Raw genomic sequence first — 23,920 nt, 5'->3', positions numbered from 1 at the left:
ACAATGCCGACAAACGACCGATATATAAATTGAGCATATGTTCAGATTTGCGCAGCCCGAGTATTTGTGGCTATTGATATTGTTGCCAGCCGTTATAGCCGTTTATTGGTGGTATCGGCGTGCCCGGAACCGGCGGTTAGCCCGTTTCGGCGATCCCGAGACCATTCGGCAGCTGATGCCCGAAGCGTCGCCCAAACGCGTGAGAAACAAATTCATTCTCACCGCCATAGCGTTGCTTCTGATGATCCTGGCCTTGGGGCAGCCCCAGTTCGGCGCCAAGTTGCATGAAGTGACCCGGAAAGGCGTCGAAATCATGCTCGCCGTCGATGTCTCGAACAGCATGCTGGCCGAAGACTTCGCCCCCAACCGGCTGGAACGCACCAAGAACGCCGTGAACCGGCTCATCGAACAGCTCGACAAAGACCGCGTCGGGATGGTCGTCTTTGCCGGAGACGCCTATATTCAGTTGCCCATAACCTCGGACTATATCTCCGCCAAGAGCTTTGTGAACGGCCTGAATCCCAATATGGTACCCGTTCAGGGGACCTCTTTGGCACGAGCTTTGGAGGTCGCTACCCGGTCGTTTTCCGACCAGAGCCGACAGAGCCGCGCCATTATCCTGATTACCGACGGCGAGAGCCACGACGACGATCCGATCGCCGCAGCCCAGCTGGCCAAGGAGCAGGGCGTAGTCGTTTACACCGTCGGGATCGGGACACCCGAAGGGGCGCCGATCACCATCGGCGGCGAGACCATTAAGGACGAAAACGGACAGATGGTCGTTTCGAAACTCGACGAGCAGACCTTGCAGCAGATCGCCGTGTTGACCGGCGGCAGCTATGTCCGCGCCACCGACATGCAGATCGGTCTCAACGAGATACTCAAACAGATCGACCGAATGGAGAAAAAAGAGTTCTCCTCCATGGCCTTTTCCGAATACAACGACCAGTTCCACTACCTGTTGGCCTGTGCCTTGGTGCTCCTGCTCGTCGAATTCATGATGCTCGACCGGAAAAACCGGTGGCTCTCCCGGATTTCGATCTTCAAATCCTGAGATCCCATGGGGAAAACGACAACGACCGGTCGGAAGTCGATGCAAAAACGTAATTTTGTGCAGACCCTTATGAATAGAATGAAACTCGATACCTGTTTCCGTCGGTTGCGGCGGTTGTGCGTAGCCGGGACGGTGGGGTGGATCGCCAGTCTCTGCCTGTGGAGCGTTTCGGCCCAGGAGGTGGAGTTCGAGATACAGGCCCCGCTGACCGTCGCGAACGGCCAGCAGTTCCAGATCGAATACGCCGCCTCGACCACCGGCGACCTGAACGGCGCGCAGTTCGCGCCGCCGACCATGCCTGAGGGGATCGAAATCCTCTCCGGGCCGGTGCGGGCCACCGGCGTCTTTATGAGCAACATGGGCGGCGTGTCGGAGAGTCGTCAGACCCATACCTACACCTACTGGGTGCGGGCCACGCGGGCCGGGAAGATTACCTTGCCTGCCGCTACGCTGACCGTCGGGGATAAACGGTATACCGCGAAATCCACCGTGATCGAAAGCCTCGAAAACGGCGCGGCCGGAGGCGCGCGACCGGCGGGAAACGGGGGGCGGAACAGTGGCGGTGCGGCCGGTCAGACGGCTGCTCCGGCACCCAAGACGACCGTCGCTTCGGATGACATCCTGTTGCGGATGGAGGTCAGCAAAAACGACGTCTATAAGGGCGAGGCGCTGGTGGCTACCTTGCGGATCTATACCCAGATCGAGATTTCCGGACTCCAGCAGATCAAATATCCGGCCCTCAATGGATTCTGGGCTCAGGAGATGGATGTCAGCGGACAGGGCGGCGAACGCGTGACGGTCGGCGGCAAGGTCTATCTGTCTCAGGTGCTGCGTCGGTGGTTGCTCTACCCCCAGCGCACCGGCACGATCGAAATCGAGCAGACCCAGCTGACGGCAGTGGCCCGGCTCGTGACCCAGATGCCTTCGACCGGTTCGCCTTACGACCTCTTTTTCGGCGGCGCGGCCCAGGTCAAGGAGGTGCCGACGCGACTCTCTACGCCCGTCGTGCGGATCCGGGTCAAAGAGCTGCCCCAGCCTCAGCCGGCCGATTTCAGCGGCGCAGTGGGACAGTTCCAGCTGACCGGCGTCATCTCCGGCGACCGCTTTCCGGCCCATAGCGCCGGTTCGATCTCGCTGCGGCTGACCGGGACGGGGAATTTCCCGCTGATCGAAGCGCCGCAGATCGATCTGCCGGTGGCTTTCGAACAGTTCGACACGAAGACCACCGAACGGCTGGCCAGTACCCTGCGCGGGACGACCGGCGAGCGGACTTACGAATATCCGTTCATTGCGCGGGCCGAGGGAACGTATGAGATACCGGCCGTGGGATTCTCCTATTTCGATCCGGCTACCGGGCGGTACGATCGACTGACCACCGAAGCGTTTCATGTCGAGATCGTCCGCGGCGAGGGAGGCTCGGGTTCCGGGCTCGGCATGGTCTCCGGCGTGACGAAAGAGGATTTGAAACTCCTCGGTTCCGACATCCGCTTCATCCGGATGGGCGATCCGCACCTCGTGCGGCAGGGACGTGTTTTCCTCTGGTCATGGGGCTGGTTCCTTGCGGCGATCGGGCTGGCCGCGTTGTTCGTGGGGCTGTTGTTCTACCTGCAACATCGGATTCGTGAGCGTGCCGATATCGTGCGGGTCAAGACCCGGAAAGCGAATAAAGTGGCTCTGCGGCGGTTGAAACGGGCCAAGGCTTATCTGGCGGCGGGGAAAGAGAGCCCGTTTTTCGAAGAGATGTTGCGCGCTTTGTGGGGATATATGGGAGACAAACTGGCGATCTCGGTGGCCGATTTGACGAAAGATCGGGTGCGACATGTGCTGGTTGTCGAACGCGGGATTCCGGACGAAGAGGCGCGCGAGTTTCTGAACCTGATCTCGGAATGCGAATTCGCGCAGTATGCGCCGGCGGGCGGGGTGCAGATGGATAAGGCTTATCAGGCCGCTCTCGACTGGATCGGGCGGTTCGAATCCAAAATATGATCCGTATGAAGAAGATAAATATATTTCGTTGGGCTTTTCGTGGCGGAGCGGTTGTGCTGCTGACTCTCGGAGCGTGCGTGTTTCCGGCTGTGGCGGAGGAGGGTGGGGCGACAGTCGATACCGTCGGTTTGGCACAGGTCGGCGACGCGGATCGGGTGCCGGCAGACTCGCTGTGGGCCCGGGCGAATGCTGCATACAGCAACGGCAGCTATCGGCAGGCGGTGGAACTGTACGAGACGTTGCTCGGGCAGGGGATGCACAGCGTCAAACTCTACTACAACCTCGGCAATAGCTGGTTCAAGCAGGGGCGGATGGGCAAGGCGATTCTGAACTACAATCGCGCGTTGCTGCTCGATCCGACCGACGAGGATACGCAGTACAATCTGGCTTTGGCGCATGCCCGCATTGTGGATAAAATCGACACCGTTCCCGAATTTTTTCTCAAAAGCTGGCTGCGGCAGTTGGGGCTGATGCTCGGGTCGAACACCTGGGCGGTGCTCGGGCTGGTCTTTCTGGGGCTGACGTTTGCCGCAGTGATTCTTTGGCTGCTGGCCGGGACGCTGAGGGGACGGAAAGTCGGTTTTTATGGGGCGGTGACGGCGTTGATTCTGTGCTTTCTGTCGTTGTTCTATGCCAATTTCCAACGGAGTCGGCTGTTGCACAACCGGGAGGCGGTGGTGATGAATCTCGTCGCGCCGGTCAAGAGTTCGCCGGGGACGGGCGGTAAGGATCTGTTTGTGCTGCACGAGGGGACGAAGGTGCGGATGCAGGAGGAGCTGGACGGTTGGACGGAGATCGTTCTGTCGGACGGAAACAAGGGGTGGATCGCTTCGGATGCTGTCGAGGCGGTCGATCCGGCGGTCGTTGATCACCGGTCGCAAGCAGCAGGAGGGGAGGAGTAGCGCGCGGTGTCCAAGTTGCTCGAAAACGTCGTCGGAGAGCTCTCCAAACTGCCGGGCGTGGGGCGTCGTACTGCCCTGCGGTTGGCTTTGCACCTTTTGCGGCAGGAGGTGGCGGATGTCGATCTCTTTGCCGGAGCGATCTATCAGTTCCGACGTGATATCTGTTGGTGTCGCCAGTGTCGGAACCTCTCCGACGAGGAGCTTTGTCCGATCTGTACCGATCCGAAGCGCGATCGGACGACTATTTGTGTGGTGGAGCAGGTGGGCGACCTGATTTCGATCGAAAATACGCGTCAGTACAACGGATTGTATCATGTGCTGGGCGGTGTGATCTCGCCGATTCAGGGGATTTCGCCGTCGGATCTGCATGTCGATCTTCTGCTGGACAATGTGACGCGGTTCGGGGTGAAAGAGGTGATTCTCGCGTTGGGGACGACGATCGAAGGGGAAACAACGTCGTATTATTTGACCAAAAAATTGCAGCCGTTGGGCGTAACGGTATCGGTGATTTCGCGGGGTATCGGTTTCGGCGACGAGCTTGAGTACGCGGATGAACTGACGATTACACATGCTTTGAAGAATCGGCAGTCGTTGTCTAAATAGAGGATTTTGCGTGGTGGAGAGGAGTTTTTTTCGTGTCCTTCCGTGAGGAGGACACGGTTTTTTTTGTGCCGGGCACTGCCGCGCGCGAACAAAAGATTTGGTTCGTCGGCAGTTTGAGGATGCGTCAGCATCCGTCTAAAGTTTTTCTGGTTCTCTTTGTTCACAAAGAGAACAGTACCCTCCGGGAGCAATGACCAGATCGCGCGCCGCCGCCAAAAATAGGGAAATCGTCAAAATGCGCTTGCGTGTTTTGACAAGATTTCCCAAGGCGCGCGAAAATGCGGCGGAGCGACAGCGGAGCCGCAGTGAGGCTGACACGGGACGGAGAACTGGGTGTGCTTTGGGCTACGACTATTCTTCGGGCGGGAAAACCGGCTACGGTTTTCCCGCCGCACTGGGCCGAGCTTCTGCGACCCATAGAGTCGCGCAGTTCGCCGCCACCCTACGCGGCGGACTGCAACTCGACGGGGCTCGTTGCATTTACCGCTGGCGGCGAACATCCTAAAAGAGACGTCCGGCCCGCGCGGCTCTGCGAGCCGCAGGTTTCAATTCAAAATAGGGTAGAGGTTGCCCTTGCTTGGGGTAGTTCCAGTCAGTCTTCGAGTGCCGAGCGGCACCGGCGGAGCGAAAGCGGAGCCGCAGTGAGGCCGACACGAGGCAGTGCTTTGGGCCGAGCTTCTGCGGCTCGCAGAGCCGCGCAGTCCGCCGCCCCGGCAAGGCGGAGGGCTGCAACTCGTCGGAGCTCGTTGCTGCTCTCCGCTGGCGGCGAACTGCCTAAAGAGACGAATGGGTTGTGCTTTTTCGACCTTTAGGTCGCCGTCCTCGGCGCGAGGGGGCGCGCCGAGGACGAACCTCGCAGAATGGGGGCGGTTGAATGGTGAGTTGCTTTTGCGGTTCTTCGAACCGCAGGGATGCACTCAAAACGCAAATAGGGTAACTCCAGCCCTTTGCCCCGCGAGCACGCGCCCCCGTTTATTCCGAGAGGCAACGCAACGGAAGACCGTAGGCGCGACTGTTCGTATCATTGAGATTAAGGCTTGTCACGTTGAAACACAAGAACATCCCATTATTGCCGCCCACCGATGACGAATAGCTAAAACCATAATTACCGATGTAGAACAGTGCGCCCGAGTTGTGAAGACGGTCACCCGGGGCGGGGGTTCCATCTGCCGAAAACAGAAATGGGCTTGCATCTTTTCGATCAGATAAAAGCCCATGATATCGTTTAAAAAAACGCGTGCGAGAGAGCTATTCCTCTTTCATATTGTGGTACACCCGCTGCACATCCTCGTCCTCCTCGAACTTTTCGAGCAGCTTCTCGATCGACTCCCGCTGTTCCGCCGTCACCTCCTTCTGATCCGTCGGAATCCGTTCGAACTCCCCGCTCAGAATCTCGTAACCCTTCTCCTCCAAGTAGTTCTGGATCTTGCTGAACGAATCGTACGCCCCGTACATCACAATCTCCTGTACCCCCTCTTCGTTCTCTTCCGCAAATACCTCGTCCACCCCGTAGTCGATCATCTCCAGCTCGAACTCCTCCAAATCCAACCCCTGCGGCGTCTTGATCTTGAACACCGACTTGCGCTCGAACATGAAATCCAGGCTCCCCGTCGTCCCCAGCGAACCGCCCGCCTTATTGAAGTAGCTTCGCACATTGGCCACCGTCCGCGTGTTGTTGTTCGTCGCCGCTTCCACCACGATCGCGATGCCGAACGGCCCGTACCCGTCGTACTGAATCTCTTTGTAGTCCGTATCCGTGTCTTTCGAAATCGCGCGTTTGATCGCCCGTTCGACGTTGTCCTTCGGCATGTTTTCCGACTTTGCCGTCTGGATCAACATCCGGAGCCGCGGATTGGAATTCGGATCCGGCCCGCCGGCCTTCACCGCGATGACGATCTCCTTGCCCAGCCGGGTGAATGTTTTGGCCATATTCCCCCAGCGTTTTAGTTTACGCGCCTTGCGGAATTCAAAAGCTCTTCCCATAATATCGAATTTCGGTGATACTGTGTGTTTTTCGTGTCGCAAATATAGGGGATTTCCGGCGAAAAAGAAAGCGAGACTTTCGTTCCGAAACGCTATCTTTGGAAAACAATGCCGCTCGGAGGAAAAGGTCGTGCGGCGGACGGTTTTAGCGAAACAATTTATGACCGAAAATCAAGTAAGGAACTTTCTGGCGCTCGTGTGGGGCCATCGTCTGTTCTGGGACGATCAGCTGGAGGTCGGGGAGGGCGGCGAATGTGCCGTCGAGCATCCGGGGTATGCCGCCGAAACGGCTGCCGATTCCGATGCGTCGATCCCCTCGCCGGATTTCGCACAGGCTGCCGTTCGGATCGGAGCGACGACGCTTTACGGAGCGGTGCGGGTGGATGGTCGGGCTTCGACGTGGCGCGACGGGGGACGGATGGGCGATCCGGCTTTCGATAGCGTGGCTTTCCACGTGGTGGGCGAACGCGATCGCGTGTTGGTGCGGAACGGACGGGAGGTGACGACACTCGTATTGAAGCCGTCGGAGGAGCTGGTCGGCTGGTACGCCGAATCGCTTGCCACGGCCGCAGAGGGTCGGGGAGGGGAGTGTGTCGAATTTTTCGGCGGTCTGGCCGGGGTGGAGCAGGGGCAGATCGTGTCGCGGTTGCTGGCGGATCGGTTGCGACGCAAGACGGCCGAGGTCGAACGGTTGCGGGCCGAGTTGGGCGGAGATTGGGACGAGACGGCGTATGTCTGTTATCTGCGTTCGCTGGGGATGGGGGATCAGAAACGTTCTTACGAGGCGTTGGCGAGGTCGATCCCTTTGCGTTGTTTCGTCCGTTGCGGAGGCGATGTGCGGCAGGCCGAGGCGTTGCTGCTGGGGCAGTCGGGCTATCTGAGCGGGGTGTTCGAGGCCGAACCGGCCGTTCGGCAGTGGCAGGATATCTATTTGTCGCTGAAAAAGGAGTACGGGTTGTTGCGACCGGTGGTGTCGTGGGCCGGAGCGGGCGTTCGGCCGGTGTCGCTGCCTTCGACGATGCTGCTGAGGGCGGCGGCGTTGCTGGTTCGGGCGACACAGTTGTCGGAGCGGGTGCGCGAGGCGGCGATGCAGGGGATGACGGCGTTGCGCGAGTTGTTCGGAGGGACGGAACAGGGGATGAGCGTTCAGAAGGTGGATTTGCGGATCATCAATTTCGTGATTCCGCTGCTGACGGCGATGGGGCGTGCGACTCGCGACACGGGGTTGCAGGAGCGAGCGTTGGCGCTCTACGACGAGGTGGCGCCGGAGTCGAACCGCTATACCCGGGTGTGGGCCGGAGCGTTCCGGCCGGAAAGCGCGTCGGACTCTCAGGCGTTGATTCAGTTGAGCACGGAATATTGTGCTCGGGGACGGTGTGCGGATTGTCCGGTGGGGGTGTTGCGGGCGGTTCGTCTGTGGCGCGGGCTGAAGGGAGTGGGCGTTAAGTGAGGGGGCGATAGCTGTGTCGGGGAGCGTTCGGATCATTCCGGCCTCTTAACCCACCGCGTGCGCGCGTTCCCGTTTATTCCGAGAGGCAACGCAACTGAAAACCGTAGGCACGTCCGTCCGAACTGCTGAAGCGGAACCAAGTTCCACCAAAACCCAAATTCAGGCCGTTGGTGTCGCTCGCCGAGGAAGACCAACTGTAGCCTTGTTCGCCGATGCTCAGCAGGCTACCCGCCAGGTTGTGGCGGTAGCCCGGGGCGGCGATATCGACAAGGAGTTGGTTGATTATTTGATGTTTCGGGTGAATTTCGGTTTAACTCCCGGTTTAACTTTGGGTGTCCAAAGCCACGAAAACCAACCGCGCAAAGCACAAAAAAAGCGCCTACATGAGACTGTAGACGCTGATCTTAAGTGGTGCCACTCGGAATCGAACCAAGGACACAAGGATTTTCAGTCCTTTGCTCTACCAACTGAGCTATGGCACCCCTTGTTTGCAGTGCAAAGGTAGACAAAATTTCGGAACCTCCAAATTTCGTTGTCAAAATTTTCGCGGAAAGTAATTTCATGTGCTCCAAGGATGCTCAGTACCCCGCCCCGGGCGTTCGCCATCGGGATACGGGAGAGCCGATGGGCGTCGGTAACGATGGGTACAGTTCGTCGTCATCGGTCAACGGTACCAATGGTCTGTACTTGGGTTTCTTCACACAGAATCTTTATTCCAGCCGTGCATACAGTTGTGCCCACGGTATTCAGTTGCGTTGCCTCTCGGAATAAACGGGAGAAACACGGGTTATCGCACCTGCTTCGGCAGCAGACGGCGCAACTCGTCCGCCGAACGCCCCGTCCGTTGCGCGTAATCCGCTAATTGGTCGTCGTTTATCTGTCCCACCGAGAAATAACGTGCCTCCGGATGAGCGAAAACGAGACCCGAAACGGCCGAGGTCGGCTGCATCATGAAATTCTCCGTCAGACGCAGCGGAATCTCTCCCTCGACATCCAACAGGTCGAAAATCAGTCGTTTGCCCGCGTGATCCGGAGCCGACGGATAGCCTATGGCCACCCGTATCCCTTCCGAACCGGCCGGAAAACCCCACCACTCATCCCGCAACCGGGCTGACAGCTCCGTCGCAAAGGCCTCTGCCAGTCGATCGCAAAGTATGCGGGCCATGATGTTTTCGTAATCGGAATCGCCGCGGAAATCGCACGTCACCCCCAAGGCGAACAGAGCGATGTGATCCTGCGGCGCGCCCGCAGTCGGCCCCGGCGAAACGAAGTCCGCGAGCGAGAGGTTGGTTGCTTGATTCACCTCCTGATTCCGCAGGCAGGCGAACCGATTCTCCGGCGCACCGCATCCGCACGAAGTGCCGTCGGTGTGGCAACAGCCTCGGATCAGCAGGTCGTCTCCCTCGCTCCGCGCCGGCACGATCGCCACCACCGCATCCGCCCGCACCTCGCCCGAGGCGAGCAGCCGACGCAGCATGGTCTGGGCGTCGTCGAACAGTCGCCGTGCCTCTTCGCCCTTGGTCGGATGGTCGAAAATCTCCGGATAACGCCCCCTCAAGTTCCACTCGGAGAAAAAATAGCTCCAGTCGATCCGCTCTGCGAGTCCCTCCAGCGGATAACGGGTCAGCACCCGTTTGCCGAGCTGTCGGGGTTGAGCCACCGTTCCGGCGTTGAAATCCAATTCGAGTTTGTGCGCCCGCGCTTCGCTCAACGGACGCAGTTCGCCGGTCGCACGCTGGGCGGCATACTGCTGCCGCAACTCCTCCTGGCGGGCTCGGTAGCGCGTTGCAAACCCCGGCTCTTTCAAAATACGGTTCACTAACCGGACGCAGTTCGAAGCGTCGGTCGAGTGGGCCACCAGACCGCTGTAGTAGGAGGGGGCGATTTTCACCGCCGTGTGGAGCTCCGAGGTCGTCGCTCCGCCCACGCAGATCGGTATCCGCAGGCCTGCCCGTTCGAACCGTTCGGCCACCACGCGCATCTCCTCCAACGACGGGGTGATCAGCCCCGAGAGGATCACCGCATCGACCTGTTCGGCCATCGCCGCCTCTACGATCCGTTCCGGCGGTGTCATCACCCCCAGATCCACGATCCGGTAGCCGTTGCAGGTCAGGACGACCGACACGATGTTTTTGCCGATGTCGTGCACGTCGCCTTTGACCGTGGCGATCAGCAGTTTGGCTCCCTGTTCCGTCGTCCGGTCGTGCGAGATGAAGGGTTCCAGCACCGAGACCGCTTGTTTCATCACCCGGGCCGACTTGACGACCTGGGGCAGGAACATCTTCCCGGCTCCGAATCGCTCTCCCACCTCGCTCATCCCGGCCATCAGCACGCGATCGATCACTTCGATAGCCGAACCGTACTTCTCATAAGCCTCCTGGGTGTCCGCTTCGATATGCGTCGTCGCTCCCTGAACCAGCGCGTGGATAATCCGCTCTTCGACCGTTCCGTCGCGCCAGGCGTCGTGCTTTGTCGTTGCGGCTGCGCCGGTTTCGGCGGCGTGCGACCCGGCATATGCCGTGAGCCGTTCCGCCGCGTCGTCCCGGCGGTTCAGTACCACGTCTTCGCAAAGCGTCAGCAACTCCGGGTCGATGTCGTCGTAAATCCGGAGCATCGAGGGGTTGACGATCCCCATGTCCATCCCGGCGCGGGTGGCGTGGTAGAGAAAGACCGAGTGCATCGCCTCGCGCACCGGGTTGTTGCCCCGGAACGAGAACGAGAGGTTGCTCACGCCGCCGCTCACCCGCGCTCCCGGGCAATTCCGCTTGATCCACGCCGTCGCTGCGATAAACGCCCGGCCGTAGTCGTTGTGGGCCTCGATGCCGGTGGCCACGGCCAGGATGTTCGGGTCGAAAATAATGTCTTCGGCCGGAAATCCGTTCTCTGTCAGGAGCTTATAAGCCCGTTCCGCCACCTCGATTTTACGCTCGTAGGAGTCGGCCTGTCCCCGCTCGTCGAAGAGCATGACGACGGCAGCCGCTCCGAAGGCCCGCACGCGGCGCGCGTGGTCGAGAAAGAGCGCTTCGCCCTCCTTCAGCGAGAGGGAGTTGACGACCGCTTTTCCCTGCACGACCCGCAGCCCGGCTTCGATCACCCGCCAGTCCGACGAGTCGATCATCACGGGCCGTTGGGCGATTTCGGGCTCTGCTGCCGTCAGGTTCAGAAAGTTGGTCATCGCCCGTTCGGCATCGATCATCGGCGCGTCCATGCAGACGTCGATCACCTGGGCGCCCCCTTCGACCTGTTCGGCGGCCACGGCCAGCGCTTCGGCGTACTGCCGTTCGCGGATCAGCCGGGCGAACCGGGCCGAACCCGCCACGTTCGTTCGTTCGCCGACGTTCACGAAGTTGGACACCGGTTCGATCCGGACGATGTCGAGCCCCGCCAGCACCGTCGCGCCGCCGTTGTCCTGCGGCGCGCGGAAGGTGCGCGGTTTGTATTTTTTAGCGACCTCGGCAATGGCCCGGATGTGTTCCGGCGTGGTTCCGCAGCATCCGCCGACGATGTTCAACAGCCCGCTTTTGAGGTATTCCTCGATGATAACGGCCATCTGTTCCGCGCTTTCGTCGTACCCGCCCAGCACGTTCGGCAGTCCGGCGTTGGGGTGGGCCGAAACGGCCCCCTTGGCCACCCGACCGAGCCGTTCGACGTAGGGCATCATCTGCCGCGCCCCGAACGCGCAGTTCAGCCCGATGCTCAGCAGGTCGCCGTGCTCGACCGAGGCGTAGAAGGCTTCGACGGTCTGGCCCGACAGGAGCCGCCCGCTGGCGTCGGTGATCGTGCCGCTGACCATCAGCGGAATCGAACGGTTGCCGATCAGCGTCCGGAGGGCGTAGATGGCCGCTTTGCAGTTGAGCGTGTCGAAGACGGTCTCGATCAGGATCAGGTCGGCTCCGCCGTCGATCAGGCCGCGCATCTGTTCGGCGTATCCTTCGGCCAGTTCGTCGAAGGTGATGTTGCGCAGGCCGGGGTCGTTCACGTCGGGCGACATCGAGGCGCTCCGGTTGGTCGGCCCGACGGAGCCGGCCACGAACCGGGCCCGGCCGTCCTGCCGTTCGAACCGGTCGGCCACGCTGCGGGCCAGTGCGGCGGCGGTTTTGTTGAGCTCCCAGGTGCGTGCCTGCAATCCGTAGTCTCGCAACGATACGGGGTTGGCGTTGAAGGTGTCGGTCGAAACGATATCGGCTCCGGCCTCCAGATAGGCGGCGTGGATCTCCTCAAGCACGTCGGGGCGGCTCACGACCAGATAGTCGTTGCAGCCGACGTGGCCGTCGTAGTCGGATTCGGTCAGCCCTCGGGCCTGGATCAGGGTACCCAGCCCGCCGTCGAGTATCAGGATCCGGTCTTGGAGCTCCCGGCGAATGTCGCGTTGCATAGTCGTCTGAAAAATAATGGTGCAAAGATAAGGGATGTCATCGGTTTCTGCCTCGGAAGGTGCCGGGAATCGCCGGGGCGAGTTATCTTTGTAGGACGGATTGATTGAATTATGATACCTTCCATTCTTCTCCTTACGGCGACGGAGCTCGAACAGCGACCGTTGCGGGCCCGGGTGGGCGATCGGTTCGGCGACCGGCCCGTGCGGTGGATGGTCGGCGGCATGGGAGCCGGGGCGACCGGGGTGGCCGTTTCGCGGGCGGTTCGCGAGGGGCGGCCCTGTCTGGCGATCCAGGCCGGAATTGCGGGCATATTGCCCGGCACGTCGCTCACGTTGGACGATGTCGTCCTGGTCGGGAGCGACCGGCAGGCCGATATCGGCGCATGGAGGCCCGAGACGGGCCGTTTCGAATCGTTCGACAAGCTGCCGGAGGCGCAGCCCGTGTCTTGTCCCTATGTGGGGGCGTTGAAGGATCGTTTCCGGGTGGTGGCGGCCCGGTCGGCCAATAGTGCCTGTTCGCCGCTGCCACTGCACGAGGGCGAGGCGGTGGAGTCGATGGAGGGGGCCGCTTTCTTTGCGGTGTGTCGGGACGAGGGGGTGCCGTTTCTGCAACTGCGCGCGCTGTCGAACCGGACGGGCGATCCGCGGTCGGAGTGGCGCATTCCGGAGGCGCTGGAACGCTTGACGGAGGGGTTGGTGCGGTTGTTGGAGTGCCTGCCGGAGGGGTGTCGTTTCGCGGATCGGCTGTTGAATCGCTGATATTTATGAAAGTGACGAAAACCAATGCCGCCCGGCTGCTCGACCGGGCGGGAATCGGGTACGAGCTGGTGCCTTACGTGGTGGACGAGGAGCATCTGGATGCGGTGCATGTGGCCGAACAGCTGGGCGAGGATGTCCGGCAGGTCTTCAAGACGCTGGTCTTGCGGGGCGACCGGAACGGGATACTGGTCTGTGTGATTCCGGGTGACCGCGAGGTCGATCTCAAGGCGGCGGCGCGGGTGTCGGGCAATAAGAGCGTGGCGATGATCCACCTCCGCGAGCTGCTCGAAACGACCGGGTATATCCGAGGCGGCTGTTCGCCGATCGGGATGAAGCGCGCCTTTCCGACCTTTATCGACGAGAGCTGTCGGAGGTTCGACCGCATTTACATCAGCGCCGGGGTGAGGGGGTTGCAGATCGCGCTGGCTCCGGACGACCTGATCCGCTTTGCACGGCTCGGCGTGGCGTCGCTGACCGGGCCGACGGAGAGCGGGGAGGAGGGGAAATAATTTTTCGGCCGATTTCGTTTTTTGATTCTATGGACTTCAACGCTCTGATCGACTGGTATATCGAAAATCACCGTCCGCTGCCGTGGCGCGAAACGCGCGACCCGTATCGGATATGGCTCTCGGAGGTGATCCTCCAGCAGACGCGGGTGGCGCAGGGGTTGGAGTATTATCTTCGTTTCGTCGAACGTTTTCCGACGGCGGTCGATCTGGCCGGGGCCGACGAGGACGAGGTGCTGAAGCTCTGGCAGGGGCTGGGCTATTACAGCCGGGCCCGCAACCTGCATGCGGCGGCCCGGCAGGTCGCGGAGCGGCACGAAGGAGTTTTTCCGACGGACTATGCGGCTGTCCGAGCGTTGCGCGGAGTGGGGGATTATACGGCGGCGGCGATCGTCTCGTTCTCGACCGATGCGCCGTATGCCGTGGTGGACGGGAATGTCTATCGAGTGGCGAGCCGTCTGTTGGATATCGATACGCCGATCGACACGGCGGCCGGACGAAAGGAGTTCGCTGCGGCGGCACAGAGGCTGCTGGAGGAGTTTCTGGAGACGGTCGGGCGAAAGGGCGAGGGGGCCGGACGGTACAATCAGGCGGTGATGGAGCTCGGGGCGTTGGTCTGTACGCCGCGGTCGCCGCAGTGCGAGGCGTGTCCGTTGGGGACGGCGTGTCTGGCCCGGCGGAACGGAACGGTGGCCGAGCGGCCGGTCAAGCAGGGGCGGACGGTGCAGACGCCGCGGTGGTTCAACTACCTGCATCTGGTCGACCGGCAGGGGCGAACGGTGGTCTGCCGACGCGAGGGGAACGATATTTGGCGGGGGCTGTACGAATTCCCGCTGGTCGAGACGGAGGGAGAGTGCGATTTCGACGCTTTGCCGCTTCCGGTCGACGGAACGGATTGGGTGTGGAGAGGGGCGGTGCGGATGCCGAAGCACGTCTTGTCGCACCGCATTATCCATGCGACCTTCCACCGGATCGAGCTCCCGGATCTGACGGTCGGCGAGTGGCCCGAGGGGTGGTGTGTGATTCCGGTCGGGCGGCTGGACGATTATGCGGTGGCGCGGCTCACGGAGCTCTACCTGTCGCGCGCCGCGGCCGACGGCGCGCATCAGAAAGGATAGCCGATCGCCAGATGGAGGCCCAGTCCGTCTTTGAATTTCGAAATGTTGTAATAGCCCCGCTTGTCCGGATTCGGATACGGCGTGTGGATGCCGATCCCCATGTCCAGCCGGAGCACCAGCACGCTGATGTCGTAGCGCAGCCCGACGCCCGTTCCGAGGGCGATCTCTTTCCAGAAATTCTTTGCCCGCAGCACGCCTCCGGGGCGTTGAGGGTCGTTTTTTAGCAGCCAGATATTACCCGCGTCCACGAAAACGGCGCCTCCCAGACGGCCCATGATCTTGAACCGCATCTCGACGTTGGCTTCCAGCTTGAAACTCCCCGTCTGATCCCAGTAGCCGTTCACCATCTCCTTCGGCGGACGGTAGCTCCCGGGGCCCAGCGACCGCACCGTGAAAGCCCGGATGCTGTTCGCCCCGCCGATGTAGAACTGCTCACTGTAGGGCATCACCTTCGAATTGCCGTAGGCATAGCCTGCGCCGATCAGGAACCGCGAAACCAGCCAGTTGTCCAGTCCCACGCGGTGGTACCACTTCACCTCGGCCGTCCCCTTGACGAACTGCGAGAAGGGGCTGCCGAAGAGCCGTTTCTCGCCGTGCGATCCGAAGAGGCCGTAGAGGCCCGCCAAGATGTTTCCGGCCTCGGTGACCGTCCCCTGGAAGATGAACCGGTTCCGCTGGCGCGAGCCGTACAGCCGGTCGAAGGTGTAGGCGTAACTGATGGCCGGGATGAACTGGTTGCTGAAGCTCAGTGCCACGGCCGGGTTCTGCTGCATCGTCGAATCGAAGACGTGCGAGGTGTGGAGCAACCGGTTGTAGGTCAGCTTGAAGATCGTCAGGTTGTGCGAACTGTAGGGCGATGTGCGGAAGTCGAATCCCGCCGAGAGGTTCAGCGAGAGCATCCGGAAGTATTTCGGCCGGTTCATCAGGTCGGCCCCGATCTTGTAGGTCGTGTGGGCCGGGTAGGTGAAACCCCGGTAGCGGAAGCCCGGCGCCAGAATGCGCGGCACGCTCAGCGAGGCGTTCAGACCGAATTCATAGGAGTTGACAGCCGAAGGCCGGGTCTCGTACTGGCTTTTGTTCCCCGTTTGCCACTCGTAAGAGCCCGTCAGGTTGAGGGCCAGTACCTCGCCCCCCTTGAAAATGTTGTTGTGCCGCAGTCCGAAAGTCACTCCGGGCCCCAGATAGCTGTTCGATTTGGAGTTGAAGTCGGCTTCGAATTCGGCCTGCATCGGTTTGTCGAACGCCGCGTAGATGTGGACATTCAGTGAGTCTTGGCCCTCGTGCAGCGAGTCCAGCGGCGGCACCGAGAGGCTCACCGAGTTGAATATCCCCAGCTTGTTGAGGTCGCTCTGGGTTCGGTTCTGGGCTTCGACGTTGAAGATCTGGCCCGGTTTCAGACGGATCGTGCCGGCCAGAATGCGCGGGCGGATCTTCAGCGGCTGCTGGTAGCGCACCCGGACGTCGCCCAGGGTCATCGTGTCGAAGGGGCCCGGCACCGGATTGACCAGCGTCACCTGTACGTTCCCGATTCGGTACGGCTGCATGGCGGCGGGCGGAATCCCGTCGGCCAGCCGCATCCGCAGCGATACCCGGTAAGGCGTCTGGGTCGTGTCGGCGTCGTAGGCGATGTACTCCGGACGGAAGTAGTAATAACCTAAGCTCCGCAGCGTCGTGGCGATCCGGTTGCGCTCGGCCACCAGCGTGTCGAGGTTGTAGACCGCCCCTTTGCGGAGCAGCGTCCCGGCGTGCAGGCTGTCCACGATGCGTCCCACCCGGCCCGGAGCCGTGAGGTACTCGATCGAGTCGTAGGTGTAGGGCGCCGAAACGGTGAACCGGTAGTTCACTTTCGCTTTCTGGTCGGGTTTGTGTTTGCTCGGCACCAGTTCGTAGCTGCCGTGGGCGTCGAAGTAGCCGTGGTTTTCGAAGAGTTGTTCGGTGACCTTGACGCGCAGTTCGGGCCGGACTTTCGAAATCAGCACCGGCGGCTTGGCCAGCCGTTTGTAGAACCAGTATTTGAACCCTTTCTCTTTCGGCGTGTAGAGGTAGTTCCACGCCCAGAGCCGGATCGGGATGCCGGTTCGCCAGTAGGGCGACCACAGCGCGTTGTTCGGGGCCACGTTCAGCGGCTGCCGGACGGCCGAAATCACTTCGGCCGGAATCCGCAGGCTGTCTTCGGCCGGCGTGAAAGTCATCTTTCGGACGCCGGTGTAGAGCACTTCGCCTTTGCCCAGCCGCCGGGTGGTCGAGCACGAAACGAAGGCGGCCAGGCCGCCCAGCAGCAGGGTGGAGCAGAGGATATGTCGGAAAAGGTGTCTCATCGGGGTTGTTCGTTTGGAGTGGTCTGCGGTTCGGCGGGACGGGTCGCCTCCTCTTTCTCGGCCTGCCGTTGCAGGCGTCTCTCTTCGCGTCTCTCCTGTCGGGCCGCCTTGCGGGCCTCTTTCACCTCTTTTTTCTCCGGGGTGAGCCGGAACAGGTCGCCCAGTTTCAGAATCTTCTTGCGCACGCCGAACCCGACGCCCGTTTCGGTTACGTCGCCCTCCAGAATGCTCTCGAAGTTGGTCTCGCGAAACGCCTTCAGGTACATGTTGTCGCGCCGCGTGAGCTGGTACTCCAGCGAGATGTCGTCGATCAGGTTCTCGGCGGCGTTCTGGTTCGGGTCGCCCGTCGTCACCTTGCCGCCCACGGCCACCCGCACCCGGTTGTCGAAGAATTTCTTCGAGAGCTTGTAGGAGTAGTCGGTTCGGGTGCCGCCCGGCCCTGCCGCCGGATCGTCGTAGGAGTCGACGCCGAACGAGAGATCGACGCCCGGCAGGCTGTTCTGGGCCCATTGGTTCAGCTCTTTGGCGATGAACGAATTGAGCGGATTCCCCGTATTGACCTTGGCCGAAGTGCCCGGGCCGGTGTAGGTGTTGTAGATCAGGAGGCTCATTGCCTGGTTCTGGCGTTGTTCCGGCGTCAGCGAGGCCAGCTGGTTCTGGAGCGTCAAGTCTTCGGGCGCGGCGAGGTCGAACCCCACGTCGAGCTGTTGCATCGAGCCGCTGATGGCGATGATGATCCGGAAGGTCACCTGTCGCGAAGTCTGGTCTTCCATCGTGACGGTCGTGCGGAGCGTCTGCGCCGCCCGGATCGAGAAGGTCGGATCGGCGATATCGCCCGTCCAGCTCACGTAGCCGCCCGGCGAGATGGCGAAATCCTTGGTCGAGATCACCGGCGGGCTGTATCGCACGCGACCGCCCGAGAGTTCGTATTTCCCGGCGAAACGGGTGTCGCCCAGCCGGTTCATCGCATAGGTGAGCGTGCCGCCCCCTTGCAGGTCGATGCGGTTCTGGCCGTCTTCGGACAGGTAGACCGAAATTTCGACGTCGGGGTCGATCGAAACGTTCATCAGCATGTCGATCCCGGTCGGGCGGATGATTGCCGGAGGCCGCACGGCATAGACCGTCGTAGTGTCGTTGAAGGCGGTGAAATTCACGACGTTCTGGGACTGGTCGCGGATGCTCATGGGCGATTCCCGCATGACGTAGGTCACCTCGGTGCCGGTCAGCAGGGTGGCATTGCCGCGGATGTTCAGCGCTTCTAACGGCCCGCGCATCCGGGCCGAGAGGTCGGCGCTCGCCCGGCCGAAGACCATTGCGCTCATGTTCTTTTCCACGTTTACCAGCTGGAAGTCGGAGGCTTCGATGCGCAGGTCGGTGGCGATCTGTTGGAAGTCGTGCAGGTCGATGTAGCCGTTCACCGTCAGGGGCTGTCGGTTGGGAGCGATCAGACCCCAGTCGTTGAACAGTACCCGTCCGCCTTGCAGGAGGATCGGGTTGCCCGAAATGCCGAACCGGGTTCCGATGGCGGCCACGTCGACGGCTGTTTTGATGAACTGCAACGAGCCGTTCAGCTGCAAAGCGTCGGTCGGGCCGTCGGCTTCGATGTGTCCGGCGAGCTTTCCGGTCAGACTGCCCGAGCCTTCCGGCAGAAACGGATTGAGCACCTCCAGCGGAATGCCGGGCAGGTCGGCCGTCAGTCGCACGGCCCGGGCCGTGTCGGCCGGATGGTAGTGTCCGGCGAGCGAAAGGGCGGGCTGGCGGTTGATCGAGAGGTCGGCCGAGCCCTGTTGTCCGTTGTGGGCTTCGCCCCGGTAGGCGAGACGCAGGCCGATGTCGCCCACCGAACGGTTTTCGTAGCGGAGGGTGTCGATGGCGATCATTCCCTGGGCGGCCAGCAGGCTGTCGGCCAGCCCGAACGTCAGGTCGAGCCCCAATCGCCCGCCGACCGGCGGAGCTTTGGGCAGGAGGTTCAGCGCGCCTGCGATGTCGAACCCGGTGACTCCTAACCGGAGGCTGCCGGCGGGCATGTCGCTCGCCGTGGACGATTGCAGCGAGAAGGATTGCCCGGGTCGTTGGATCCGCAGGTCGGCGGTCAGACTCCGGTCGAAAGCGTAGCGGACGTAGTTGCCGCTGTTGACCGACCATTCCGAGAATCCGAAGACGGGCCGGCGCGGTACGAGGTTCACTGTCACCGCACTGTCGGTCAGCGTCCCGCGCAGGCCGAAGTCGAGCCCTTTGCGCCCCTGCCGGTCGAGCTGCACCAGCCTGACCAGAGCCGAGTTGCCGGAGGCGTTGCCGTCGAGAAAGATCGAGCCGAGCCGGTTCATATTGCCGGGCCGGTTGCCCAGTCGGGCGAAGTAGCGCAGGCGGCCGTTCCGGGAACCGATGCCGGCCTTGATGGTGTCGAGGACGATTCCCTGGGTCGAGAAACGATTGATTTCGGCCTGGATGCCGAACGGTTTGCCGTGCGTCGTCCTCCCCGTCAGCGTGGCCTGCCCGAAACCCATCCCCCGGGCGAGCAGATAGTTGTTCAGGATGTTGTTCCGCCCGGCCCGGAAGTCGAGCGAGAAGGGAGGCAGCGTATATCCGATGGTGTCGGCGTCGATTCGGCCGGCGCGGATCTGGCGTTGGATTTCGGCGATCGCCCGGTCGAAACCGCCGGCCAGCGAGTCGAGCCCAACGGTCGACCGGAAGGTCAGTTGCAGGTCGCCGGATGAGACATCTGCCCGGGCATGCGCCGAGTCGGCTTCGGCTGTCAGGGTCGTGCGGTTCACCGTGTTTTCGAACGTGCCGTAGCGTACCCGCACGGTGTCGAGGACGACGGTCGCCGTGTAGGCTTTGGTCTCGGTGGCCGATGCTGCGGCGCGGAGCCGCAACGAGGCGTTGGCCGGTTGGGCGACGAGGTGCATGCGTTCGAGATCGAGTTGCGCAATCCGCCCCTCGATGCTTGCCTCCTGCCGGGCTCGTGTGAGCAGCCCGCCGAAATGCAGGTCGGCGTTCAGGGCCCGGTTCTCGCCGACGAACCGTCCCCGGAACCGATGGTCGGCTAGGGCGGCGGTGAGCGACAGGCCGCCGAAGTCGAATCGGTCGTAGACGGCCTGAACGATCCGTGTCTCGATATCGGCGGTCGTTTGCGGCGAGAAGGGGTCGAAACCGTGCCCTGCGGCCCGGATGGCGAAGGTGGCGATGCTCGACGAGTCGGTCGGGAGGATGGCGTAGAGCGGCAGGCTGTCCGCTTCGATCCGGGCTGTGTACCGTTCGCTGCGCGGGATGAACGAACCTTCGGCGGTCAGTTTGCCGGTTCCGGCCCACAGGGTCGCGAGGCCTTCGAACCGCCCGGCGGCAGCCCGCAGGTCGCTGCGCAGCCGCATCCGGGGCAGCGTGATGCCGTCCGGCAGCAGGGGCGAAACGAATTGCGGATCGGTCAGTTCGCCGCTCAGGGCGATCCGGCCCAGCATCCGTTCCGGGTCGGTCGGCTGCTGTACGGAGCCGTTGGCCCGGAGGGCGAAAACGCGAGGCAGTTCAACGGAAAAACGATTCAGATTCAGCTTGTTCAACGTTCCGCCGACCTGGGCCCCCACGGTGAGAGAGCGATTTCCCAGCTGTCGCCGCAGGGTGTCGTTCCACTCGATGAAACGAGCGAGGTCGGAGGCCCCTAAGGTCATGTCGATGCGGGCGTCGATCGGTGTGGCAGGCTCCATCGAGGCGATTCCGGCCCCGACGACGGCCTGGGCCCGGATCGTCGAAGCGGAGGTCTGTAACCGGAACGCTCTCAGCCCATACCCCGTACTGTCCATCCGGATGTCGCCGCGGGTTCGGGTGACCGCGAGACCGGAGCGTTCGGTGAAGTTCAGGTCGGCAAGGGTCGCCCGTACCTCCGTTCCGCGATTGAATACCGAGTCGATGGCGATGTTGAGACCGCTGATGACGATGTGATTCGGGTCGAAACCGGCCCGGGGCGCTCCGTACGGAAGTCCGTAGCGGACGGCGAATGCTCCCACGCGAATCGCCCCGGCGCGTATGCTCCACGGTTGGGTCGCGGTGGTGTCGGACGGTTCGGCGCTTCGTTCGGAAGCGGGCGATGCGATCGTGTCGCTCAGGTAGGCGAATCCTCCGCCGTCGAGACTCAATCGACCGACCTCGACCGATTGATCGCCCAGATCGACGGCGCACGCAGTGATTTCGCCCGATTCGATCCGTGCTTTCAGGTCGCTTTCGGGCGATGTATTCCGCATCGTAAACGCGATTCGGTCTAACAGCAGCCGGTCGGCATCGATTTTCCACCGCAGCGGAGCGGCTGTCGTATCCGTTTCGGTGGTGTCGGGCCGGGCTTCGCTCAGCGTCAGGCCGACGGTGGCTCCGCTCAGCCGGATGGAGGGGATGTGGGCGGTCTGTTGGGCGAGATCGACCCGGTCGGCGGTCAGGGCCAGCTTCTGAACGCGGACTCTCAGGTCGAGGCCGCCGGTGGTGTCGTCCAGATGGAACGAAGTCTCGTCAAATTCGAACTGCCGCACGACGACCTCTTTCCGCAGCAGGGGCCACAGGGCGATGTCGGCGCGCAGGGCGGCGCATCGGAACAGAGTGTCGTCCTCGGTGGTCACGGCTTGGGCCTCGTCCACGGCCAGTCGCAACGGAAAGCGGAGGCGCAACCGTTCGACGGACAGCTGCATGCCGAAGTTTTCGGAGACGTAAGCGACGGCTTTGTTCTTGATGAAGTGCTGAACCGGCGGAAGATAGAGCGCGATGATAAGCAGGACGACCATTCCGAGCAGAATGGCCGCTGTACGCAGCGCATATTTGACGATCTTGCGGAACATGAATGGGATTCGGCCGGTGGGTTGGATCTGCCTGTGCCTGTGTCGGGGGGATGCAAAATCCGTTCCTAAAATAGGGCCGTCCCGATGAAAAACGCGATTTTTTGTACCCGGCGGAATCCGTTATTCCGCGAAACCGCACTGTCGGAACATTTCGCGGTCTTCGGCCACTCCGGAGCCGATCGTGGTGAGCAGATCGCCCACGATTGCGGCATTCACGCCGCCGCGCAGGGCGCGCTCCTGTACTTCGCGCCGCAGCAGTGTTCGGCCGCCGGCAAAGCGGATATGGGCCTGCGGATGGATCAGGCGGAAGAGGGCGAAGGTGCGTAAAATCTCGTCGTCGGACAAGGGCGGGGTCTTTTCGAGCGGCGTGCCCGGAATCGGGTTCAGTACGTTGATCGGGATCGAGTCTGCGCCGATTTCGCGTAGGGCGAAGGCCATTTCTATCCGTTGTTCCGCCGTTTCGCCCATGCCGATGATTCCGCCGCTGCAAATCCGCATCCCGGCTTCCCGGGCCCAGCGCAGTGTGCGGCGCTTTTCGTCGAAGGTGTGGGTCGTGCAGAGTTGTGGAAAATAGGACGGGGCGGTCTCGATGTTGCAGTGGTAGTGTCCGACGCCGGCCTCTTTCAGGGTTTGCAGCTGTTTGCGGGTCAGCAGTCCCATCGAGGCGCAGAGGTGTCCGTTTCGGAAACCCGGCATCCGTTCCGCGATGGCGCGATAGATGGCGGCGCATTGTCCGATTTCGCGGTCGGTCATGGCGCGTCCGCTGGTCACCAACGAGAACCGGCCGACTCCTTTGTCGTGGTTGTCTTGGGCGTGGCGCAGGGCTTCGGCGGTGTCGGTCAGGGGGTAGACGTCGATTTTCGTCCGATGGTGAACCGACTGGGCGCACCATTTACAATCTTCCGAACAACGGCCGCTGCGGGCGTTCATGATCGAACAGGTGTCCATGCGGTTGCCCATGAAATGGAGTCTCACCCGGTCGGCCGTTCGGCACAGGGCATCGGTCTCGGCTGTGTGCAGAAGATGCCGTGCCTCGTCCGGAGTGAGTCGATAGCCGTCGGCGATGAGGGCTGTTTCGAGTTCGGGGAGCGTTTTCATGGGTGTGCGGATAGATTTTTGCAAATATAGAGAATATAAATTTTGGAAATGTCGGGAGAATGACTACTTTTGCGGTGCGAAAGCATTGGCGCCGTAGCTTAATTGAATAGAGCATCTGACTACGGATCAGAAGGTTACAGGTTTGAGTCCTGTCGGCGTCACTTTTTGTTCGAAAGGCTTTTTCCTCGCGTTGAGGAGAAAGCCTTTTTTGTTTCGGAAAGGTGCGGATGCTGAGCTGCGGGAGGTTTTTGACGCTCCGGCATCAAAAGAAGAGGAGATTTTTTCGACAGACGTTTGGAATTTCCGAAAATGGTTCTACCTTTGCACTGTCATTTCGACGATGGCCCTTTCGTCTATCGGTTAGGACACAAGATTTTCATTCTTGGAAGAGGGGTTCGATTCCCCTAGGGGCTACGAATTTTCAGTAGTTTTGGAGCGGCTTGCCTATTAGGCGAGCCGCTTTTTCGTTGTGGCGTGGGCTGAGATGGCCGCGGAACAAAAAGCTGGGTAGAGGTTGTGTTGGAATTTGGGCGGAGGCGGTCGTACGTTATTGGGATAGAGGTTGCCGGTTGTTTGGGCCGAGGTTTTGCACATGCGGTTAGACCCAGCCAGAGCATCCCGTAGGGATGCGCTTTAAAGTTTCTTTGGTTCTTTCTGTTCACAGAAAGAACAGTACCAGCCGGGGCAGTGTCCCAGTCGCGCGCCCCGCCTAAAGAAGCGATTCAATCATTTCGGCGGTGAGTCGAATATGGATGAATCGCGTAGGCGCGCGAACAAAGGATTGGGAAAAGACGGTTCAAAACCCCTCCGCGCGCCGCCGCTTAAGTAGGGAAATCGTCAAAATGTGCCAGCACATTTTGACGATTTCCCAAGGCGCGCGAAAACGTGGCGGAGCGAAAGCGGAGCCGCAGTGAGGCGGACACGGGGCGGAGAACTGGGGCGAGCTTTGGG

The 23,920-nt window shown here is 61.5% G+C and carries 14 protein-coding genes and 3 tRNA genes; 11 read left to right on the top strand and 6 right to left on the bottom strand.

Going from position 1 to position 23,920, the window contains the following annotated elements; genetic code table 11:
- The first annotated feature begins 37 nt into the window (after positions 1-37).
- From ACTO3O_RS05430 to recR, 4 genes are all read left to right on the top strand, one after another.
- Entirely contained in the window at positions 38-1,054 is a 1,017-nt protein-coding gene (locus ACTO3O_RS05430) for a VWA domain-containing protein (protein WP_294593466.1), read from the top strand.
- Between the two features lie 78 nt (positions 1,055-1,132).
- Positions 1,133-3,040: a BatD family protein gene (locus ACTO3O_RS05425; protein ID WP_482596540.1), complete on the top strand. Its 1,908-nt coding sequence runs from the start codon at positions 1,133-1,135 to the stop codon at positions 3,038-3,040.
- A gap of 5 nt (positions 3,041-3,045) precedes the next feature.
- Positions 3,046-3,942, top strand: a complete 897-nt coding sequence (locus ACTO3O_RS05420) for a tetratricopeptide repeat protein (protein WP_297831172.1) — start codon at positions 3,046-3,048, stop codon at positions 3,940-3,942.
- Positions 3,943-3,948: 6 nt separating this feature from the next.
- Positions 3,949-4,545, top strand: a complete 597-nt coding sequence (recR, locus tag ACTO3O_RS05415; RefSeq protein ID WP_294593460.1) for a recombination mediator RecR — start codon at positions 3,949-3,951, stop codon at positions 4,543-4,545.
- A 1,248-nt stretch (positions 4,546-5,793) separates the two neighbouring features.
- Here recR and ACTO3O_RS05410 read toward each other — a convergent pair.
- On the bottom strand, positions 5,794-6,528 hold the full coding sequence (locus ACTO3O_RS05410) for a YebC/PmpR family DNA-binding transcriptional regulator (protein WP_297626005.1): 735 nt from the start codon (positions 6,526-6,528) through the stop codon (positions 5,794-5,796).
- A 160-nt stretch (positions 6,529-6,688) separates the two neighbouring features.
- Here ACTO3O_RS05410 and ACTO3O_RS05405 point away from each other — a divergent pair, with 160 nt between their 5' ends.
- Entirely contained in the window at positions 6,689-7,978 is a 1,290-nt protein-coding gene (locus tag ACTO3O_RS05405) for a DUF2851 family protein (RefSeq protein ID WP_297830683.1), read from the top strand.
- Positions 7,979-8,387: 409 nt separating this feature from the next.
- On the opposite strand, the gene ACTO3O_RS05400 is transcribed toward ACTO3O_RS05405, so the two are convergent.
- A tRNA-Phe gene (locus tag ACTO3O_RS05400) sits at positions 8,388-8,460 on the bottom strand.
- A 142-nt stretch (positions 8,461-8,602) separates the two neighbouring features.
- On the opposite strand from ACTO3O_RS05400, the gene ACTO3O_RS05395 reads away from it, so the two are divergent.
- Positions 8,603-8,749, top strand: a complete 147-nt coding sequence (locus tag ACTO3O_RS05395; RefSeq protein WP_297830681.1) for a hypothetical protein — start codon at positions 8,603-8,605, stop codon at positions 8,747-8,749.
- A gap of 16 nt (positions 8,750-8,765) precedes the next feature.
- On the opposite strand, the gene metH is transcribed toward ACTO3O_RS05395, so the two are convergent.
- Complete coding sequence (gene metH / locus ACTO3O_RS05390; protein WP_297830679.1) at positions 8,766-12,353, bottom strand: methionine synthase; 3,588 nt, start codon at positions 12,351-12,353, stop codon at positions 8,766-8,768.
- 111 nt (positions 12,354-12,464) lie between these two features.
- Here metH and ACTO3O_RS05385 point away from each other — a divergent pair, with 111 nt between their 5' ends.
- Genes ACTO3O_RS05385 through mutY form a run of 3 tightly spaced genes read left to right on the top strand, consistent with a single transcriptional unit; the run spans position 12,465 to position 14,736 of the window.
- Complete coding sequence (locus tag ACTO3O_RS05385) at positions 12,465-13,112, top strand: phosphorylase family protein (RefSeq protein ID WP_297830677.1); 648 nt, start codon at positions 12,465-12,467, stop codon at positions 13,110-13,112.
- Between the two features lie 5 nt (positions 13,113-13,117).
- On the top strand, positions 13,118-13,621 hold the full coding sequence (ybaK, locus tag ACTO3O_RS05380; protein WP_297830675.1) for a Cys-tRNA(Pro) deacylase: 504 nt from the start codon (positions 13,118-13,120) through the stop codon (positions 13,619-13,621).
- Between the two features lie 29 nt (positions 13,622-13,650).
- Positions 13,651-14,736 (top strand): A/G-specific adenine glycosylase, encoded by a 1,086-nt coding sequence (gene mutY / locus ACTO3O_RS05375; protein ID WP_297830673.1) that lies wholly within the window; start codon positions 13,651-13,653, stop codon positions 14,734-14,736.
- Here the strand turns inward: mutY and tamL are convergent.
- The 3 genes from tamL to bioB form a co-directional block, all read right to left on the bottom strand.
- Entirely contained in the window at positions 14,724-17,054 is a 2,331-nt protein-coding gene (gene tamL, locus ACTO3O_RS05370; protein WP_297830671.1) for a translocation and assembly module lipoprotein TamL, read from the bottom strand. The genes mutY and tamL overlap by 13 nt on opposite strands.
- The gene (locus ACTO3O_RS05365; RefSeq protein WP_297830669.1) at positions 17,051-21,871 is read right to left on the bottom strand and encodes a translocation/assembly module TamB domain-containing protein; all 4,821 of its coding nucleotides are present in this window, start codon (positions 21,869-21,871) and stop codon (positions 17,051-17,053) included. Before ACTO3O_RS05365 ends, tamL begins: the two co-directional genes overlap by 4 nt.
- A 120-nt stretch (positions 21,872-21,991) precedes the next feature.
- Positions 21,992-22,969: a biotin synthase BioB gene (bioB, locus tag ACTO3O_RS05360; RefSeq protein ID WP_297830667.1), complete on the bottom strand. Its 978-nt coding sequence runs from the start codon at positions 22,967-22,969 to the stop codon at positions 21,992-21,994.
- Positions 22,970-23,056: 87 nt separating this feature from the next.
- On the opposite strand from bioB, the gene ACTO3O_RS05355 reads away from it, so the two are divergent.
- Positions 23,057-23,130, top strand: a tRNA-Arg gene (locus tag ACTO3O_RS05355).
- 181 nt (positions 23,131-23,311) lie between these two features.
- Positions 23,312-23,383 (top strand) — tRNA-Glu (locus ACTO3O_RS05350).
- Positions 23,384-23,920 lie beyond the last annotated feature (537 nt).

It is taken from the genome of Rikenella sp. (genome assembly GCF_056799795.1).
Note: the sequence above shows the minus strand (reverse complement) of the source record. Positions and strands in the feature narration are given on the sequence as shown.

What these genes read in the sequence shown, in the direction of transcription:
- ybaK (WP_297830675.1), top strand. Translation starts at nt 13,118, where the DNA reads ATGAAAGTGACGAAAACCAATGCCGCCCGGCTGCTCGACCGGGCGGGA.
- ACTO3O_RS05385 (WP_297830677.1), top strand. Translation starts at nt 12,465, where the DNA reads ATGATACCTTCCATTCTTCTCCTTACGGCGACGGAGCTCGAACAGCGA.
- ACTO3O_RS05425 (WP_482596540.1), top strand. Translation starts at nt 1,133, where the DNA reads ATGAAACTCGATACCTGTTTCCGTCGGTTGCGGCGGTTGTGCGTAGCC.
- ACTO3O_RS05420 (WP_297831172.1), top strand. Translation starts at nt 3,046, where the DNA reads ATGAAGAAGATAAATATATTTCGTTGGGCTTTTCGTGGCGGAGCGGTT.
- tamL (WP_297830671.1), bottom strand. Translation starts at nt 17,054, where the DNA reads ATGAGACACCTTTTCCGACATATCCTCTGCTCCACCCTGCTGCTGGGC.
- ACTO3O_RS05405 (WP_297830683.1), top strand. Translation starts at nt 6,689, where the DNA reads ATGACCGAAAATCAAGTAAGGAACTTTCTGGCGCTCGTGTGGGGCCAT.
- ACTO3O_RS05430 (WP_294593466.1), top strand. Translation starts at nt 38, where the DNA reads ATGTTCAGATTTGCGCAGCCCGAGTATTTGTGGCTATTGATATTGTTG.
- ACTO3O_RS05410 (WP_297626005.1), bottom strand. Translation starts at nt 6,528, where the DNA reads ATGGGAAGAGCTTTTGAATTCCGCAAGGCGCGTAAACTAAAACGCTGG.
- ACTO3O_RS05395 (WP_297830681.1), top strand. Translation starts at nt 8,603, where the DNA reads ATGGGCGTCGGTAACGATGGGTACAGTTCGTCGTCATCGGTCAACGGT.
- bioB (WP_297830667.1), bottom strand. Translation starts at nt 22,969, where the DNA reads ATGAAAACGCTCCCCGAACTCGAAACAGCCCTCATCGCCGACGGCTAT.
- metH (WP_297830679.1), bottom strand. Translation starts at nt 12,353, where the DNA reads ATGCAACGCGACATTCGCCGGGAGCTCCAAGACCGGATCCTGATACTC.
- mutY (WP_297830673.1), top strand. Translation starts at nt 13,651, where the DNA reads ATGGACTTCAACGCTCTGATCGACTGGTATATCGAAAATCACCGTCCG.
- ACTO3O_RS05365 (WP_297830669.1), bottom strand. Translation starts at nt 21,871, where the DNA reads ATGTTCCGCAAGATCGTCAAATATGCGCTGCGTACAGCGGCCATTCTG.